Origin of the sequence: Pseudomonas sp. Z1-12, assembly GCF_051132015.1 — a bacterium.
In the GTDB taxonomy this organism is placed as follows: Bacteria; Pseudomonadota; Gammaproteobacteria; order Pseudomonadales; family Pseudomonadaceae; genus Aquipseudomonas; species Aquipseudomonas zanjanensis.
The window spans coordinates 5535455-5553102 of sequence record NZ_CP071647.1 but is presented as its reverse complement, the minus strand read 5'-3'; the positions used below and the strand labels follow the sequence as shown (position 1 = coordinate 5553102).

The 17648-nt window shown below is 61.1% G+C and carries 17 protein-coding genes and 1 other RNA gene; 14 read left to right on the top strand and 4 right to left on the bottom strand.

Annotated elements, in window-relative coordinates; all coding sequences use genetic code 11:
• The first annotated feature begins 40 nt into the window (after positions 1 to 40).
• From petA to J3P85_RS24085, 5 genes are all read left to right on the top strand, one after another.
• Positions 41 to 634 carry a ubiquinol-cytochrome c reductase iron-sulfur subunit gene (petA, locus tag J3P85_RS24105; RefSeq protein WP_039591565.1) on the top strand — a complete coding sequence of 198 codons (594 nt, stop codon included), beginning with the start codon at positions 41 to 43 and terminating at the stop codon, positions 632 to 634.
• Positions 634 to 1845: a cytochrome b gene (locus tag J3P85_RS24100; protein WP_186705118.1), complete on the top strand. Its 1212-nt coding sequence runs from the start codon at positions 634 to 636 to the stop codon at positions 1843 to 1845. Before petA ends, J3P85_RS24100 begins: the two co-directional genes overlap by 1 nt.
• Positions 1845 to 2627 carry a cytochrome c1 gene (locus tag J3P85_RS24095; protein ID WP_186729579.1) on the top strand — a complete coding sequence of 261 codons (783 nt, stop codon included), beginning with the start codon at positions 1845 to 1847 and terminating at the stop codon, positions 2625 to 2627. Before J3P85_RS24100 ends, J3P85_RS24095 begins: the two co-directional genes overlap by 1 nt.
• Before the next feature lie 151 nt (positions 2628 to 2778).
• Positions 2779 to 3396, top strand: coding sequence for a glutathione S-transferase N-terminal domain-containing protein (locus tag J3P85_RS24090; protein ID WP_003178195.1), 618 nt, complete (start codon positions 2779 to 2781; stop codon positions 3394 to 3396).
• Positions 3397 to 3412: 16 nt separating this feature from the next.
• On the top strand, positions 3413 to 3826 hold the full coding sequence (locus J3P85_RS24085) for a ClpXP protease specificity-enhancing factor (protein WP_053124982.1): 414 nt from the start codon (positions 3413 to 3415) through the stop codon (positions 3824 to 3826).
• Between the two features lie 1036 nt (positions 3827 to 4862).
• On the opposite strand, the gene J3P85_RS24080 is transcribed toward J3P85_RS24085, so the two are convergent.
• The 4 genes from J3P85_RS24080 to J3P85_RS24065 all read right to left on the bottom strand — a co-directional run bounded on the left by J3P85_RS24080 (position 4863) and on the right by J3P85_RS24065 (position 8307).
• Complete coding sequence (locus tag J3P85_RS24080; RefSeq protein ID WP_003178201.1) at positions 4863 to 5441, bottom strand: BON domain-containing protein; 579 nt, start codon at positions 5439 to 5441, stop codon at positions 4863 to 4865.
• Positions 5438 to 6031 (bottom strand): phosphoheptose isomerase, encoded by a 594-nt coding sequence (locus J3P85_RS24075; protein ID WP_007928463.1) that lies wholly within the window; start codon positions 6029 to 6031, stop codon positions 5438 to 5440. The genes J3P85_RS24080 and J3P85_RS24075 overlap by 4 nt, the downstream gene beginning before the upstream one ends.
• Positions 6032 to 6133: 102 nt before the next feature.
• Entirely contained in the window at positions 6134 to 6496 is a 363-nt protein-coding gene (locus tag J3P85_RS24070) for a YraN family protein (RefSeq protein ID WP_186705120.1), read from the bottom strand.
• Entirely contained in the window at positions 6496 to 8307 is a 1812-nt protein-coding gene (locus tag J3P85_RS24065; protein WP_434703790.1) for a penicillin-binding protein activator, read from the bottom strand. Before J3P85_RS24065 ends, J3P85_RS24070 begins: the two co-directional genes overlap by 1 nt.
• Positions 8308 to 8670: 363 nt before the next feature.
• Here J3P85_RS24065 and rsmI point away from each other — a divergent pair, with 363 nt between their 5' ends.
• The 9 genes from rsmI (at position 8671) to mraY (ending at position 17646) form a co-directional block, all read left to right on the top strand.
• On the top strand, positions 8671 to 9576 hold the full coding sequence (gene rsmI / locus J3P85_RS24060) for a 16S rRNA (cytidine(1402)-2'-O)-methyltransferase (RefSeq protein ID WP_434703789.1): 906 nt from the start codon (positions 8671 to 8673) through the stop codon (positions 9574 to 9576).
• Between the two features lie 74 nt (positions 9577 to 9650).
• An RNA gene (gene rnpB, locus J3P85_RS24055) (RNase P RNA component class A) lies at positions 9651 to 10004 on the top strand.
• Positions 10005 to 10312: 308 nt separating this feature from the next.
• Complete coding sequence (gene mraZ / locus J3P85_RS24050; protein ID WP_003205355.1) at positions 10313 to 10768, top strand: division/cell wall cluster transcriptional repressor MraZ; 456 nt, start codon at positions 10313 to 10315, stop codon at positions 10766 to 10768.
• Complete coding sequence (gene rsmH, locus J3P85_RS24045) at positions 10765 to 11712, top strand: 16S rRNA (cytosine(1402)-N(4))-methyltransferase RsmH (RefSeq protein WP_434574420.1); 948 nt, start codon at positions 10765 to 10767, stop codon at positions 11710 to 11712. Before mraZ ends, rsmH begins: the two co-directional genes overlap by 4 nt.
• Entirely contained in the window at positions 11709 to 12002 is a 294-nt protein-coding gene (gene ftsL / locus J3P85_RS24040) for a cell division protein FtsL (RefSeq protein ID WP_003178214.1), read from the top strand. Before rsmH ends, ftsL begins: the two co-directional genes overlap by 4 nt.
• A complete protein-coding gene (locus J3P85_RS24035; RefSeq protein WP_186705198.1) occupies positions 12002 to 13741 on the top strand; it encodes a peptidoglycan D,D-transpeptidase FtsI family protein in 1740 nt (579 codons plus the stop codon). The genes ftsL and J3P85_RS24035 overlap by 1 nt, the downstream gene beginning before the upstream one ends.
• On the top strand, positions 13741 to 15204 hold the full coding sequence (locus J3P85_RS24030; RefSeq protein WP_434703787.1) for a UDP-N-acetylmuramoyl-L-alanyl-D-glutamate--2,6-diaminopimelate ligase: 1464 nt from the start codon (positions 13741 to 13743) through the stop codon (positions 15202 to 15204). The genes J3P85_RS24035 and J3P85_RS24030 overlap by 1 nt, the downstream gene beginning before the upstream one ends.
• Positions 15197 to 16564, top strand: coding sequence for a UDP-N-acetylmuramoyl-tripeptide--D-alanyl-D-alanine ligase (locus J3P85_RS24025; protein ID WP_434703785.1), 1368 nt, complete (start codon positions 15197 to 15199; stop codon positions 16562 to 16564). The genes J3P85_RS24030 and J3P85_RS24025 overlap by 8 nt, the downstream gene beginning before the upstream one ends.
• On the top strand, positions 16564 to 17646 hold the full coding sequence (gene mraY / locus J3P85_RS24020) for a phospho-N-acetylmuramoyl-pentapeptide-transferase (protein WP_063324484.1): 1083 nt from the start codon (positions 16564 to 16566) through the stop codon (positions 17644 to 17646). Before J3P85_RS24025 ends, mraY begins: the two co-directional genes overlap by 1 nt.
• Positions 17647 to 17648: the final 2 nt, after the last annotated feature.

The following is a 17648-nucleotide window of genomic DNA, read 5'->3' as shown; positions in this document are numbered from 1 at the left end:
CCTGATCTAACAGGCCACAAAGCTGATGGGAGAGGACTGAATGAGCAATGACGGCGTGAATGCAGGCCGGCGTCGCTTCCTGGTAGCAGCCACATCCGTGGTGGGTGCTGCAGGAGCGGTGGGGGCTGCGGTCCCGTTCGTGGGGTCATGGTTTCCCAGCGCCAAGGCGAAAGCCGCAGGTGCACCGGTGAAAGTGAATGTCAGCAAGATCGAGCCAGGCCAGCAGATGATTGCTGAGTGGCGCGGCCAGCCGGTGTTCATCGTCCGCCGTACAGAGGAAATCCTGGGGAATCTGAAAAAGATCGAGGGTCAGTTGTCCGACCCGTCCTCCAAGAACTCGGTCCAACCGGAATACGTCAACCCTGAAACGCGTTCGATCAAGCCAGAGGTTCTGCTGCTGATCGGTATCTGCACGCACCTGGGTTGCTCGCCAACGTTCCGTCCTGAAGTGGCCCCTGCCGATCTGGGCAAGGATTGGGTCGGTGGCTATTTCTGCCCTTGCCACGGCTCCCACTACGACCTGGCCGGTCGCGTCTACAAATCGCAGCCTGCACCTCTGAACCTGCCAGTTCCCCCGCATTCCTATGAGACCGATGACATCATTGTCGTTGGCGTCGATACGGAGAAAGCGTGATGAGCAAACTTATGGATTGGGTTGATGCGCGCTTTCCCGCGACCAAGATGTGGGAAGACCATCTCAGTAAGTACTACGCTCCGAAGAACTTCAACTTCTTCTACTTCTTTGGCTCCCTGGCGCTGCTCGTTCTGGTCAACCAGATCGTCACCGGTGTCTGGCTGACCATGAGCTACACCCCGTCGGCGGAAGAGGCGTTCGCCTCCGTCGAATACATCATGCGCGACGTCGAGTACGGCTCGATCCTGCGCCTGCTGCACTCCACCGGCGCTTCGGCGTTCTTCATCGTGGTCTACCTGCACATGTTCCGTGGCTTGCTCTACGGTTCGTACCAGAAGCCTCGTGAGCTGGTGTGGGTCTTCGGCATGCTGATCTACCTGGCGCTGATGGCCGAGGCCTTCATGGGCTACCTGCTGCCGTGGGGCCAGATGTCCTACTGGGGTGCCCAGGTGATCATCTCGCTGTTCGGTGCGATCCCGGTCATCGGCGACGACCTGACCCAATGGATCCGTGGTGACTACCTGATCTCGGGCATCACCTTGAACCGCTTTTTCGCCTTGCATGTCGTGGCCCTGCCGATCGTGATCCTCGGCCTGGTGGTGCTGCACATCCTCGCGCTGCACGAAGTCGGTTCGAACAACCCCGATGGCGTGGATATCAAGAAGCACAAGGACGAGAACGGCGTACCGCTGGATGGCATCGCCTTCCACCCGTACTACACCGTGAAAGACATCGTCGGCGTGGTGGTCTTCCTGTTCATCTTCTGCTCCATCGTGTTCTTCTTCCCGGAAATGGGCGGTTACTTCCTCGAGAAGCCGAACTTCGAGCAGGCGAACGCGTTCAAGACCCCTGAGCACATTGCCCCGGTCTGGTACTTCACGCCGTTCTACGCGATTCTGCGGGCGATCCCGGACAAGCTGCTGGGTGTTATCGCCATGGGCGCGGCCATCGCCGTGCTGTTCGTCCTGCCGTGGCTGGACCGCAGCCCCGTCAAGTCGATGCGCTACAAAGGCTGGCTGAGCAAGATCTGGCTCGTGGTGTTCTGCGTCTCGTTCGTGATCCTGGGCGTGCTGGGCGTACTGGCACCGACACCGGGCCGGACGCTGCTGTCGCAGGTCTGCACCTTCCTGTATTTCGCCTACTTCATTTTGATGCCGTTCTACACCAGGCTCGAGAAGACCAAACCGGTTCCGGAAAGGGTGACTGGCTGATGAAAAAGCTATTTGCTGTACTGATTCTTGCTGCTATGCCTGTACTGTCCTTCGCGGCTGAACACGGTGGTCCGGAGCTCGAAAAAGTCGACATCGACGTTTCCGACAAAGCGGCCATGCAGGACGGCGCCCGTACGTTCGCCAACTACTGCATGGGTTGCCACAGTGCCAAGTTCCAGCGCTACGAGCGTGTTGCCGATGACCTGGGCATCCCTCATGAGCTGATGCTCGAGAAGCTGGTGTTCACCGGTGCCAAGCTGGGTGACCACATGAACATCGGCATGCAGCCGGCGGACGCCAAGACCTGGTTCGGCGCTGCGCCGCCGGACCTGACGCTGGTTGCCCGTGTGCGTGGCACCGACTGGCTTTACGGCTACCTGCGTTCGTTCTACGAAGATCCTTCGCGTCCATGGGGCGTGAACAACAAGGTCTTCCCGAACGTCGGCATGCCTAACGTTCTGGTCGGCCTCCAGGGTCGCCAGGTGGTAGGCTGCAAACAGGTCCAGATCGTTGAAGACGGTAAAAAGCAATTCGATCCGCTGACCGGCTCCGCGTTGACTCACGAAGCTTGCGACCAACTGACCGTATTGCCGAACACCGGCAGCCTGACCCCGGAGCAGTTTGACGAGAAGGTCAAGAACCTGGTGACCTTCCTGGCCTACTCGGCCAACCCGGTGAAGCTGGAACATCAGCGCATTGGTACCTATGTATTGCTGTACCTGGCGTTCTTCTTTGTATTCGCTTACCTGCTCAAGCGTGAATACTGGAAAGACGTGCATTGATAAAGCTGTAAGCCATTGCTGTTAATCGTGCGCGCCCAAGGGCGTCTCTGAAAATGTAACGAGCCTGGCCAGCCAGGTGTTACGGGAGGCGCCCTCTGGGCGCGCTCGCTTTTCCGTTTTTCGATAATTTCAACAAGCGAGGAGGATCGCCATGGGCGTGACCAATCGGTTGGCCTGTTACTCCGACCCCGCCGACCACTATTCCCACCGGGTACGCATCGTACTGGCAGAGAAGGGTGTCAGCGCCGAGATCATTTACGTCGAAGCGGGCCGTCAGCCGCCGAAGCTGATCGAAGTGAACCCTTACGGCAGCCTGCCCACACTGGTCGATCGTGACCTGGCGTTGTGGGAGTCGACTGTGGTGATGGAATATCTGGATGAGCGTTATCCGCATCCACCTTTACTGCCGGTTTATCCTGTCGCGCGTGCCAACAGCCGTTTGCTGATCCATCGCATCCAGCGTGACTGGTGCGGGTTGGTGGACTTGATCCTGGATTCCCGGACCAAGGAGCCGGCGCGGGTCGTGGCGCGCAAGGAATTGCGTGAAAGCCTGACAGGCGTATCGCCGCTGTTCGTCGACAAGCCGTTTTTCCTCAGCGAGGAACAAAGTCTGGTGGATTGCTGCCTATTGCCCATACTCTGGCGTTTGCCGATTCTGGGTATCGAACTGCCGCGGCCTGCCAAGCCGCTGCTTGATTATATGGAGCGCCAATTTGCGCGTGAGGCATTCCAGGCGAGTCTGTCTGGTGTCGAACGCGACATGCGCTAAGGCTTAGGGAGCCGCTATGAACTCCAGTCGACCTTATCTGGTCCGCGCGCTCTATGAGTGGATTGTGGACAACGATTGCACCCCGCACATGCTGGTCAATGCCGAGTTTCCGTCGGTGCAGGTGCCGCAGGGTTTTGCCAATGACGGACAGATTGTCCTGAACGTGTCGCCAGCCGCCGTGCGTCACTTGCACATGGATAACGATGCTGTCAGTTTCGAAGGGCGCTTCGGTGGTGTGCCGCATACCCTGTACGTGCCTGTTGCTGCGATCCTGGGCATTTATGCTCGGGAGAATGGCCAGGGCATGGTGTTCGAGCTGGAAGCGCCGCTGGACGGTGAGGAAGAGTTCGAGCCGGATGATGATTTGCCGCCACCGGATGACGAGCCGCCGCGTCCTAGCGGGCGGCCGAGTTTGAAAGTGGTGAAGTAGGTTGTAGATAAGTGCCAGTCACTGGTCGTGTGAAAGTCTGCAACTTGATTAAGAAAATGCCTGTGTCGTGAGATGCGGGCATTTTTTTGTGTCGTGGTTTTGTGTGTATATCCGTTTCTGCGGTACCGGCTGCTTATGGTTCCGCTCTTACAACCATCCCTTTCAAGGTCCTGTGGGGGCTTGTTCGCGAAGAGGCCGGCAAGCCCAGCATCCATTTGACTGAACCACCGCCATCGCGAGCAAGCTCGCTCCCACATTCAACCTTCAGTGAACACAAAATTCATATCCAACACAGAACCCCTGTGGGAGCGAGCCTGCTCGCGAAGAGGCCGGCAAGCCCAGCATCTATTTGACTGAACCATCGCCATCGCGAGCAAGCTCGCTCCCACATTCAACCTTCGGTGAACACAAAATTCATATCCAACACAGAACCCCTGTGGGAGCGAGCTTGCTCGCGATGAGGCCAGTAAACCCAACATCCATGTGACTGAGCCACCGCCATCGCGAGCAAGCTCGCTCCCACATTCAATCTCCAGTGAACACAAAATTCATATCCAACACAGAACCCCTGTGGGAGCGAGCCTGCTCGCGAAGAGGCCGGCAAGCCCAGCATCTATTTGACTGAGCCACCGCCATCGCGAGCAAGCTCGCTCCCACATTCAATCTCCAGTGGACACAAAATTCATATCCAATACAGAACCCCTGTGGGAGCGAGCTTGCTCGCGATGAGGTCGGTAAACCCAACATCCATGTGACTGAGTCACCGCCTTCGCGGCGGTCCACGGAGCGATGCCTTCGTTCAGGCATGCCGAGCCTAGGCGAGGCACCGAGTGGTGGGGCAGAAGCGCTTTGGTTGCTTTCGACTGGGCCGGCTTCCGGGCTTTTCGAAAGTGACCCGCTGTAAGAGCTGAACCGTCAGTGGCCGTTACCGCGGAAACGGATATACATACCGATCCCACCAAAAAAGAAGCAAAAAAAACGGCGCCCTCCGTCTCAGAAGAAGCGCCGTTTTTCTTGAACAACTGACGTTCAAAAATCAGTCAATGTACTCAAACAACTTCACAATCTTCTGCACCCCGGACACACCCTGCACCAAGTTGGTGGCCTGCGCAGCCTCTTTCTTGGTCAACAACCCTAGCAAGTAGACGATGCCATTCTCAGTCACAACCTTGATGCGCGAACCGGGAATGCTGGCGTCGGTGAGCATCTGCGTCTTGATCTTGGTGGTCAGCCAGGCATCGTTCTGGCGCGCCAGCAGCGAAGAAGGCTGCAGAACCTGAAGCTCGTTATGCACGGTCTTGACCCGCTGCACAGCACTGGCTTCCTGTTCGGCCTTGGCCTTGAGGTCGGCACGTGGGGTCTGGCCGGCCAGCAAGACGACGCCGTTGAAGCTGGTGACGACGATGTGCGAGTTGTTGTCCAGGTCCGGATCGGCCTTGGCGATGTTCACGCCGACCTTGGTTTCAATCAGGGAGTCGTCGATCTTGCTGCCGAAGGTGCGGGTGCCGCGGTCATCTTCAATCGGCTTTTCCCGGCTGGCGTTAACCACCGATGTGCAGCCGCTGATGCCGAGGCACAGGGTCAGGGCCAGAAGGCCTAGGCGATTAGGGGTCATTCTTCACTCCCGAACAGTTGGCTGTCGATCAAGTCGCAAAGGCAGTGGATCGCCAGCAGGTGGACTTCCTGGATACGTGCGGTGACATTGGCCGGTACGCGGATCTCGACGTCTTCGGGCAATAGCAGTGACGCCATGCCGCCGCCGTCACGACCGGTCAATGCTACGACAATCATTTCGCGATCATGTGCGGCCTGGATCGCTTGAATAATGTTGGCCGAGTTGCCGCTGGTGGAAATCGCCAGCAGGACATCGCCGGGTTGGCCCAGGGCGCGGATCTGTTTGGAGAAGACTTCGTTGTAGCTGTAGTCGTTGGCGATCGAGGTAATCGTCGAGCTGTCGGTGGTCAGGGCGATTGCCGGCAGGCTCGGGCGTTCGCGCTCGAAGCGGTTGAGCAATTCCGAGGAAAAATGCTGGGCGTCGCCGGCCGAGCCGCCGTTGCCGCACGAAAGCATCTTGCCCTCGTTGAGCAAGGCGTTGACCATCACTTGGCTGGCTTGCTCGATGTGCGGTGCAAGTACGTCCATCGCCTGTTGCTTGGTGTCGATACTGGCCTGAAAAAGCTGGCGAATTCGCGATTGCATGTCCATCTGTGTGACCTTAAGTAGCGCGACTTATCGGCACAAACATGTGCGGCGCGCAAAGCAAAGAGCAAAAAAGTTAGGTGAAGGTGTCCGGCTCGGCATGGGCGCTCAACTGTCGAAGGCGTTCTGCAGCCAGTTCAACTGGTCGGCGTTACTGTCGATGGCAACCACGTCGAAGCGGCAGGGATGATCGGCCCAGCGAGACTCGCGTTGCAGGAAGTACTGCGCGGCGAAAATCAACTTTTGGCGCTTGCGCCCGTCAATGCTGTCGAGCGCGCCACCCCATTGGGTATTTTTTCTGTAGCGGACTTCGACGAATACTACTGTATCGCCGTCAAGCATGACCAGATCAAGCTCGCCACGTTTGCACAACCAGTTCTGCGCCAGCAGCCGCAGGCCGTGTTGCTCGAGATGCGCGAGGGCCTGGCCCTCGGCATCCCGTCCGCTTTGCTGGCGTGATCGGTCAGGCATTAGCGCTGGGTGTCCGGCAGGCGCTGCACCTGGCCGTTGACGAACTCGGCCCAGGGCAGTTGACGCTGTACGCGCTGGGTGGGAGACACGGCCAGGCTGCCCGACAGGCCTTCGATGCGGCTGTCCGGTAATGTCTTGAGCTGGCCCAGGCGCGGCGCCAGGCGATAGGCGTCCGCCCCCATCGCGTACAACCGACCCAGGCTGCCACCCGCCTGGGGCCACTGCGCGGTGACCTGCTTGCGCAGCGGGTCATTGGCGTCGAGCAGCCAGGGGGTTTCACAGAAGCGGATGCCGCTCATGTCGTTGTACTGGTTCTGGTCGCCGCTGGCGCTGAACACCGAGGACGTTGCGTAGACCGGCACGTCGCCGGCGTACTGGAAGTTCAGGGTCGGCTTGATCTGCTGGGCCTGCTGCGGTGTCGAGGCGAGGAAGATGAACTCGATGTCCTGGCGACGGGACGGCTGGGCCGCGACCGTGGTGCCGACGGTGTTTTGCAGGCTCTTGGCGCGACCTTCGCTCTGGCGCAACTGGAACATGTCGGCGATCTGCTGGGCCAGCTGGACCGGCTGGTCGACACGTTCGATGGCGACGATGGTGTCACCGTTGGCCTGCCAGTCCTGGCTGAAGGCCTTGAGCACGCGATCGCCCCATTCGCCCTTCGGTACCATGACGGCGGCGCGGTGCAGGCCATCGGCACGGGCACGGCGGGACACTTCGCGGGCTTCATCCTCAGGTGCCAGGCCGAACTGGAACAGTTGCGGTGGTCCTTGTTCGCCTTCGCTGTAGTTCAGTGCCAAGGTGGTGATCGGCAATTGCGGGCGGGTGCTGATCTGCTTGACCAGCGGTTTTTCCAGCGGGCCGATGACCAGTTGCACGCCGTCGGCCTGGGCCTTGCGATAGAACTCGTCCATGGAGGTCAGGCTGGCGCTGTCATAGAACTGGATACTTGGCGGTGTCTGCCCGGCCTGCTGGGCCTGGTAGTGGGCAGCCATGAAGCCCTCGCGCAAGGCCTTGGCAACCGCGGCCAACTGGCCACTCTGTGGCAGCAGCAGGGCGATCTTGCTCAGTGGCTGGCTGGCCAGTTCCTTGAGTTTGACCAGGGGTGTCGGCAATTGGAGGGCGGCAGGGTGCTTCGGGTTCTGTTCGCGCCAGTGGTCGATGGCCGCCTGCTGCTGTTCCAGGGTGCCAGCGGTCTTGACGACTTGGGCCAGGCTCAGCCAGCCGCCGAGGTCGTCGGCGGAGGTTGGCTGCAACTGGTCGGTGGGCAGCGAGGCGATCAGCGACCAGATGGTTTCGTGGTTTTTCGCCGCGGCGTCGTTCTCCAGCAGGGGCGCGATGAAGATGCGCTCCTTGGCGGCGGCCAGGGTCTGGCCATCGGCCTCGAGGGCGCGGGCACGGACGGTGCCGGTGCGGACCTGCTGCTCCACCGGCATTTCGCTCAGGTGTTGCAGGCTTGGATGGCTCAGGGCGGTCAGCGCGGCCTTGGGCTGGTTGCGGGTCATCGCCAGTTCAGCCGACAGCGTGCTGGCGAAAATCTGCTGGCCGGGCTTGAGTTGCTCCATCGGCACTTGTTGCAGGATCTGTGCGGACTGGCCGGCATTGCCCTGGCGGTAGGCCAGGTCTGCGGCGCTCAGGCGCAGCAGGGCGGCTTTTTCCGGGTTTTTGCTTTGGGTGGCCTGTTCGAGCAGTTGCTCGATACTGGCATCCGGGGTCCGTGGAAGTTCGCCAAGGCTGGACGAGGGCGAGCTGGCGCAAGCCGCCAGGAGGGCAGCGAGGCAAAGGGCGGAGAGCAGCCGCAGGCAAGCGATCATGTAAGTGTTCCTGATACGAGATCAAATTAGCGTCGAATTGTACCCAAGCACTGGCCGGGGCGCGATGTTAGTGGCGTGAATCGATCAATTTAGGTATTTCAAAGAGTGCGGCGCAGCACAAAAGACGCTGATCGCTCCGCAGTATTGCCTTTGTGGCGAGGGAGCTTGCTCCCGCTGGGCTGCGTAGCAGCCCTAAGCCGTTCAATACGCTACATCAATGTGGCTGGCAGATTTTTACGGCTGCTGCGCAGCCGAGCGGGAGCAAGCTCCCTCGCCACAAAGGCTGGTGCAACCTTCCAGAGGCCGGCATTGCTTCGGGTTACCCGTTACCGCGAACAGCCGAGACCGCCGCTACACGCTACAATGGCGGTTTTTACCGATCATGAGGTGCGCGTTTTGACTGCTCCAGGTGCTTTGAATTCCGCTGCCGGCTCGCTTTATGTGGTGGCGACGCCCATCGGCAACCTGGACGATATCAGTGCCCGGGCGCTGAAAATCCTGCAGGAGGTCGCGCTGATCGCGGCTGAAGACACGCGCCACTCCCAGCGCCTGCTGCAACATTTCGGCATATCCACGCCGTTGGCAGCCTGTCATGAACACAATGAGCGGGACGAAGGCAGCCGTTTCATTACCCGGCTGTTGGCGGGCGATAACGTCGCGTTGATTTCCGATGCCGGTACGCCGCTGATTTCCGACCCCGGCTACCATCTGGTGCGCCAGGCCCGGGCGGCTGGCATCAATGTGGTGCCTGTGCCGGGGGCTTGCGCATTGATCGCGGCGCTGTCGGCGGCAGGCCTGCCGTCGGACCGTTTCATCTTCGAGGGTTTCCTGCCGGCCAAGGCGGTAGGGCGGCGGGCGCGCCTGGAGGCTATAAAGGAGGAGCCGCGCACGCTGATCTTTTATGAGGCGCCGCACCGCATCCTGGAATGCCTGCAAGACATGGAACTGGTGTTCGGCCCCGAGCGCCAGGCGCTGTTGGCCCGGGAGTTGACCAAGACCTTTGAAACCCTCAAGGGCCTGCCGTTGGCCGAGTTGCGTGCCTTCGTCGAAAGCGACAGCAACCAGCAGCGCGGTGAGTGCGTCGTGCTGGTGGCAGGCTGGACGCCGCCGCAAAGCGAGGACGCCGTCAGCAGCGAGGCGATGCGCGTCCTGAACCTGCTGCTTGAGGAAATGCCCCTCAAGCGCGCTGCGGCGCTGGCGGCGCAGATCACTGGCGAGCGCAAGAATGTGCTGTACCAGGTCGCACTGGAAAAACAGAAAGGCCAGTGAAACCGGGACACGGTGCTGGCCCGGGGCTTTTAGCGCTTGTTCTTCAAGCGCTCTACCGTTAACCTTCGCGGCGGAGAGTCGATCGGACAGTCGCTGCCCTCTATGAAAATTAGAGGGGGGAGGAAAGTCCGGGCTCCATAGGGCGAAGTGCCAGGTAATGCCTGGGAGGCGTGAGCCTACGGAAAGTGCCACAGAAAATAACCGCCTAAGCGTTTCGGCGCCGGTAAGGGTGAAAAGGTGCGGTAAGAGCGCACCGCACGGCTGGCAACAGTTCGTGGCTAGGTAAACCCCACTTGGAGCAAGACCAAATAGGGTCCCAAGGCGTGGCCCGCGCTGGGACCGGGTAGGTTGCTAAAGATGTCCAGTGATGGCCATCGTAGACGAATGACTGTTCAAGACAGAACCCGGCTTACAGATCGACTCTCCACCTTTTCCCTTCCTGCCGGAATCACTGGCAGACGCAGTTCCTAATACCAAAAAAATCTTACTCTTAACAAATCACTTTAACTTGTGCGCGCAGTCCCCTGTGCTGCTTCAGGTTAGGGCGACTTTTCCTACGTCAGATTCTTGTTACCCCTCCTGAAACACTCCTAAATCTCCGATCTATAAGGCTTTTCCTTCATTCCGCGCCTTGACGGTGCGGTGGGCGCATTCCTATAGTGTGCGCAAGTGGCGGAAAGTGGCATGAAGTGGGTTTTTTTGAAGGTAAAACGCCAAAAAGTGGAGAAACGCAGACGTGTTTCGCGGAGCTAACGCTATCAGTCTCGATGCAAAAGGCCGGCTCGCCATGCCTAGCCGGTATCGTGACGAGCTCGTTTCGCGGAGTTCGGGGCAATTAATCGTCACAATCGACGCCGTTGACCCATGTTTGTGTGTCTACCCCTTGGACGAGTGGGAAATCATCGAAACCAAACTGCGCGCACTGCCTTCGCTGCGTGAAGAAAACCGCCGCCTGCAACGCTTGCTGATCGGTAATGCCGTCGACCTCGAGCTCGATGGCAGCGGTCGTTTCCTGGTGCCGCCGCGCCTGCGCGAGTACGCCAAGCTGGACAAGCGCGCGATGCTGGTGGGCCAATTGAACAAGTTCCAACTGTGGGACGAAGATGCCTGGAATGCGGTCTCTGCCGCTGACCTCGCTGCTATTCAACAACCGGGCGCCATGCCTGATGAACTGCGTGATTTGATCCTGTGACTATTGATAGCGGCTTTAACCACATCACCGTACTGCTTGACGAAGCCGTCGAGGCTCTCGCCGTACGTCCTGATGGCTGCTATCTGGACGGCACGTTCGGGCGCGGCGGGCACAGCCGGCTGATTCTCAGCCAGCTCGGTCCGGACGGTCGGTTGCTGGGGTTCGACAAGGATCCTCAAGCGATTGCCACCGGGCAAGCGCTGGCGGCCGAAGACGGCCGCTTTGTCGTTGTGCAGCGCAGCTTTGCCGAGTTGGGCGCGGAAGTCGCCGAGCGTGGCCTGGCCGGCAAGGTCAGTGGCGTGCTGCTCGACCTGGGCGTGTCGTCGCCGCAACTGGACGACCCGGAACGCGGCTTCAGTTTCCTCAATGACGGTCCGTTGGACATGCGCATGGATCCGTCCCGCGGGATCAGCGCCGCCGAATTCGTCAACACCGCCCCGGTGGAAGAAATCGCCCGTGTCTTCAAGGAATACGGCGAAGAGCGTTTCTCCGGCCGCATGGCCCGTGCCGTGGTCGAGCGCCGCGACATCAAGCCCTTCGAGCGTACCGGCGACCTGGCCGAAGTGCTGAAAGTGGCCAACCCGGCTTGGGAAAAGGGCAAGAACCCGGCGACCCGTGCTTTCCAGGGCTTGCGCATCCACGTGAACAACGAGCTGGGCGACCTGGAAGTCGGTCTCGAAGCAGCGCTTGAGGCGCTGGAGATCGGCGGTCGGCTGGTGGTGATCAGCTTCCATTCCCTGGAAGACCGCATCGTCAAGCTGTTCATGCGCAAGCTCACCAAAGGCGAAGCCGATAACCTGCCGCGCAACCTGCCGGTGCGTTTCGAAGCCTTCGTGCCGAAAATCAAGATCCATGGCAAAGCGCAGTTCGCCTCCGATGCCGAACTCAAGGCCAACCCACGTGCCCGTAGCGCCGTCATGCGTGTCGCGGAGAAGTTGCGGTGAGCAAGCTCTTCGCCAAGCCCCTGCCTGGCGGCAGCTTTTTCATGCTGCTGCTGTTTATCGGCGTGCTCGTGTCGGCCATCGCCGTGTCCTATAGCGCGCACTGGAACCGGCAGTTGCTCAACACCCTCTACAACGAACTGAGCGTGCGCGACAAGGCGCAGGCCGAGTGGGGCCGGTTGATCCTAGAGCAAAGCACCTGGACCGCCCATAGCCGTATCGAAGTACTGGCTACCGAACAGCTGAAAATGCGCATTCCCGGCGCCGCCGAAGTGCAAATGGTGGCGCCATGATGAAACTCGAAGGAGCGCTGTTCCCGTGGCGGTTTCGTCTGGTCCTGGGCTTGCTCGGGATCATGGTGGCGGCGATTTCGTGGCGCATCATCGACCTGCAGGTCATCGACCGTGACTTCCTCAAGGGGCAGGGCGACGCTCGCAGTGTGCGTCATATTCCAATTCCGGCGCACCGTGGCCTTATCACCGACCGCAACGGCGAACCCCTGGCCGTGAGTACCCCGGTGACCACCTTGTGGGCCAACGCCAAGGAAATGCAGCAAGCCAAGGAAAAATGGCCGGCCTTGGCCGCCGCCCTCGGGCAGGACCCCAAGGCCCTGGCCGAGCGTCTTGAAGCCCAAGCCAATAAAGAATTCATCTATCTGGTGCGCGGGTTGACGCCCGAGCAAGGCCAGGGCGTGCTCGACCTGAAAGTGCCCGGTGTCTACGGCATCGAAGAATTCCGCCGTTTCTACCCGGCCGGTGAAGTCACCGCCCACATGGTCGGGTTTACCGACATCGATGATCGAGGGCGCGAAGGGGTCGAACTGGCCTATGACGAATGGCTTGCCGGGGTCGCCGGCAAGCGCCAGGTCATCAAGGACCGGCGCGGCCGGCTGATCAAGGATGTCCAAGTCACCAAAAACGCCAAGGCCGGCAAGCCCTTGGCGTTGTCCATTGACCTGCGCCTGCAATACCTGGCCAACCGCGAGCTGCGCAACGCCATCGTCGAGAACGGTGCCAAGGCCGGCAGCCTGGTGATCATGGACGTGAAGACCGGCGAGATCCTGGCGATGGTCAACCAGCCGACCTACAACCCGAACAACCGCCGCAACCTGCAACCGGCGATGATGCGCAACCGCGCGATGATCGACGTGTTCGAGCCGGGTTCGACCATGAAAGCCGTGTCCATGGCCGCCGCCCTGGAAACCGGGCGCTGGAAACCGAGCGACACCGTCGAGGTCTACCCGGGCACCCTGCAGATCGGCAAGTACACCATCCGTGACGTGTCCAAGACTGAAGGCCCGGTGCTCGACCTGACCGGCATCCTGATCAACTCCAGTAACGTCGGCATGAGCAAGATCGCCTTCGATATCGGCGGCGAGACGATTTATCGCCTGGCCCAGAAAATCGGCCTCGGCCAGGACACCGGCCTGGGCTTCCCGGGCGAGCGTGTCGGCAACCTGCCGAACTACCGTGACTGGCGCAAGGCCGAGACCGCCACGTTGTCCTATGGCTACGGCGTTTCCGTGACCGCGATCCAGTTGGTCCACGCGTTTTCCGCGCTGGCGAACAACGGGCGCATGGCTCCGCTGACCCTGATCAAGACTGACAAGCCACCGCAGGCCACCCAGGTGATCCCGGAAAACGTCGCCAAGACCATGCAGGGCATGCTGCAACAGGTGATCGAGGCGCCGCGTGGTGTCTACCGCGCCCAGGTGCCGGCCTATCACGTGGCAGGCAAGTCGGGTACGGCCCGTAAAACCTCCGTGGGCACCAAAGGCTACGCCGAGAATTCCTACCGTTCGCTGTTTGCCGGCTTCGGCCCGATGAGCGACCCACGCTACGCCATCGTCGTGGTCATCGACGAGCCGAGCAAGGCGGGCTACTTCGGTGGTTTGGTCTCGGCGCCGGTGTTTAGCAAAGTGATGTCCGGCACCCTGCGTCTGATGAACATTACCCCGGATAACCTGCCGCCGACCCAGCAGGCCAATACCGCACCGGTCATTCCCTTGAAAGCCGAAGGAGGGCGTGGCTGATGTCCCTGAGCCTGAACAAGATTTTTGCCCACGCCGGTCACGATCTGCTGATTCGTGAGTTGGCCCTGGACAGCCGCAATGTACGTGCCGGGGACTTGTTCCTGGCGGTGCCGGGTGGCCGTGTCGATGGTCGCGACCATATCGCCGATGCCCTGAAGCGCGGCGCGGCTGCCGTGGCGTATGAAGTGCAAGGCGCGACCGTGCTGCCGATCACTGACGTGCCGCTGATTCCGGTCAAGGGCCTGGCGGCGCAACTGTCGGACATCGCCGGGCGGTTTTATGGCGACCCGAGCCGCCACCTGAACCTGGTGGGCGTGACCGGCACCAACGGCAAGACCAGCGTGACCCAACTGGTGGCCCAGGCCTTGGACCTGCTCGGCCAGCATTGCGGCATTGTCGGCACCTTGGGCAACGGTTTTCATGGCGCGCTGGAAAGCGGCCTGCACACCACGCCGAACCCGATTGCCGTGCAAGCGACCCTGGCGGACCTGAAGAAGGCCGGTGCCAAGGCCGTTGCGATGGAAGTCTCGTCCCATGGCCTGGACCAGGGGCGTGTGACGGCGCTGGCGTTCGACGTCGCGGTGTTGACCAACCTGTCCCGCGACCACCTGGACTACCACGGCACCATGCAGGCCTACGGCGAAGCCAAGGCCAAGCTGTTCGCCTGGAATGACTTGAAATGCCGGGTCATCAATCTCGACGACGAGTTCGGCCGGCAACTGGCCGCCGACAAGCGCGAGTCCCGGTTGATCACCTATAGCCTGGAAGACACCAGCGCCTACCTTTATATACGCCAGGCGCAGTTCGACGATGAAGGCGTGCGCGCCACGCTGGTCACGCCCCAGGGCGAGCACCATCTGCGCAGCACCTTGCTCGGCCGCTTCAACCTGAGCAACGTATTGGCGGCCATCGGCGCCTTGCTCGGCCTGGACTACGCGCTGGACGAAATCCTCAAGGTGTTGCCAAAACTTGAAGGGCCGGCCGGGCGCATGCAGCGCCTCGGCGGCGGGGCTCAACCGTTGGTGGTGGTCGATTACGCCCACACTCCCGACGCGTTGGAAAAAGTCCTCACGGCCTTGCGTCCTCACGCCAAGGGCCGGCTGCTGTGCCTGTTCGGCTGCGGCGGCGATCGCGATCGCGGCAAACGCCCGTTGATGGCAGAGGTGGTGGAGCGTCTGGCGGACGGCGTGCTGGTCACCGATGACAACCCGCGCAGTGAAGACCCGCTGCGGATCTTCGACGACATCCGCACCGGTTTTACCGCTGTGGATAACGTCACCTTCGTCGCCGGTCGCGGCCAGGCCATTGCCCAGTTGATCGCCAGCGCCTCGGCGGACGATGTCATCGTCCTGGCCGGCAAGGGCCATGAGGACTATCAGGAAATCAACGGCGAACGCCATGCGTTCTCCGATCTGGTGGAAGCCGATCACGCCCTGACCGCGTGGGAGGTGGCCCATGCTTAAGGCCTTGAAACTCAGCGAACTGACCAACGCCCTGAATGCGCGCCTCATTTCTGCGGACGCCACCTTCAGCGGCGTGAGCATCGACAGCCGGGCGATCGCGCCGGGGCAATTGTTTGTCGCCCTGGCCGGGCCGCGTTTCGATGGCCATGATTACTTGAACGAGGTCGCGGGCAAAGGTGCGGTCGCCGCATTGGTCGAGCGGGAAGTGAGCAACAGCACGTTGCCGCAATTGCTCGTCAGCGACACTCGCCAGGCCCTGGGCCAGCTCGGTGCGCTGAACCGTGCAGCGTATGGCAACCCGGTCGCGGCCATTACCGGTTCCAGCGGCAAGACCACGGTCAAGGAAATGCTTGCCAGCATCCTGCGCACTCGTGGTCCGGTGCTGGCGACCCGTGGCAACCTGAACAACGACCTCGGTGTGCCGCTGACCTTGCTGGAACTGGCACCGGAACACAGCGCCGCCGTCATTGAATTGGGGGCTTCGCGGCTCGGCGAGATCGCCTACACCGTGGCCATGACCAAGCCCCACGTGGCGGTGCTCAACAACGCCGGGACCGCCCACGTCGGTGAGTTCGGCGGCCCGGAAAAAATCGTCGAGGCCAAGGGCGAGATCATCGAAGGGCTGGATGCCAATGGCGTCGCCGTGCTGAATCTCGACGACAAGGCCTTCGAAATCTGGAAGACCCGGGCGGGGGAGCGCAAGGTGCTGACCTTTGCCTTGAGCAACCTCGCCGCGAATTTCTACGCCAGCGACCTGGACCGTGATGCCCGCGGTTGCCCGGCTTTCAACCTGCACAGCCCCGACGGTGCCGAGCGGGTCCAATTGAACCTGCTGGGCACCCATAACGTCGCCAACGCCCTGGCCGCCGCGGCTGCCGCCCATGCCCTTGGCGTGTCGCTGCCGGGCATCGTTGCCGGGCTGAACGCCGTGCAGCCGGTCAAGGGGCGCTCTGTCGCGCAACTGGCCAGCAACGGCATGCGCGTGATCGACGACACCTATAACGCCAACCCGTCGTCCATGTGCGCGGCGGTGGATATCCTCGCCGGTTTCTCCGGCCGTACCGTGCTGGTGCTGGGGGATATCGGCGAGCTGGGCGAATGGGCGCAACAGGGACATCACGATGTCGGTGCCTATGCGCGTGGCAAGGTCGATGCGCTGTATGCGGTCGGTCCGATGATGGCCCATGCGGTTGCCGCGTTTGGCGAGCACGCACGGCATTTCACTACTCAAGCCGAATTGATCCAGGCCCTGGGCGCCGAGCAGGACCCGAACACCACCTTATTGATCAAGGGTTCACGCAGCGCAGCGATGGAAAACATCGTCGCGGCGCTGTGCGGCACCACCACGGAGAAACATTAATGCTGCTGCTGCTAGCGGAGTACCTGCAACAGTTCCACAAAGGCTTCGCGGTCTTCCAGTACCTGACCCTGCGCGGGATCCTGGGTGTGCTGACCGCGTTGTCGTTGTCGCTGTTCCTGGGCCCGTGGATGATCCGCACCCTGCAGAACCTGCAGATCGGCCAGTCGGTCCGTAACGACGGTCCGCAATCGCACCTGTCCAAATCCGGTACGCCGACCATGGGGGGCGCGCTGATCCTGTCGTCCATCGGCATCAGTACTTTGCTCTGGGCCGATCTGGCGAACCGCTACGTCTGGGTCGTGCTGCTGGTGACGTTGTTCTTCGGTGCCATCGGTTGGGTCGACGACTACCGCAAGGTCATCGAGAAGAACTCCCGTGGGCTGCCAAGCCGCTGGAAGTATTTCTGGCAGTCGGTGTTCGGCCTCGGCGCGGCGATCTTCCTTTATATGACCGCCGCCTCGCCGGTGGAAACCACCCTGATCCTGCCGATGCTCAAGGACTACAGCATTCCGCTGGGCGCTGGTTTCATCGTGCTGACCTACCTGGTGATCGTCGGTTCGAGCAACGCGGTCAACCTCACCGACGGCCTCGACGGCCTGGCGATCATGCCGACGGTCATGGTCGGCGGTGCCCTGGGGATCTTCTGCTACCTGTCGGGTAACGTGAAGTTCGCCGAATACTTGCTGATCCCGTATGTGCCGGGCGCGGGCGAATTGATTGTGTTCTGCGGTGCGCTGATCGGTGCCGGCCTGGGCTTCCTGTGGTTCAACACCTACCCGGCGCAAGTCTTCATGGGCGACGTCGGCGCGCTGGCGCTGGGCGCGGCCCTGGGCACCATCGCCGTGATCGTTCGCCAGGAAATCGTCCTGTTCATCATGGGCGGTGTGTTCGTGATGGAGACCCTGTCAGTCGTCATTCAGGTGGCCTCCTTTAAATTGACCGGCCGCCGCGTATTCCGCATGGCGCCGATCCACCATCACTTTGAACTCAAGGGCTGGCCCGAGCCACGCGTGATCGTCCGTTTCTGGATCATCACCGTGATCCTGGTGCTGGTCGGCCTTGCCACCCTGAAGCTGAGGTAGAA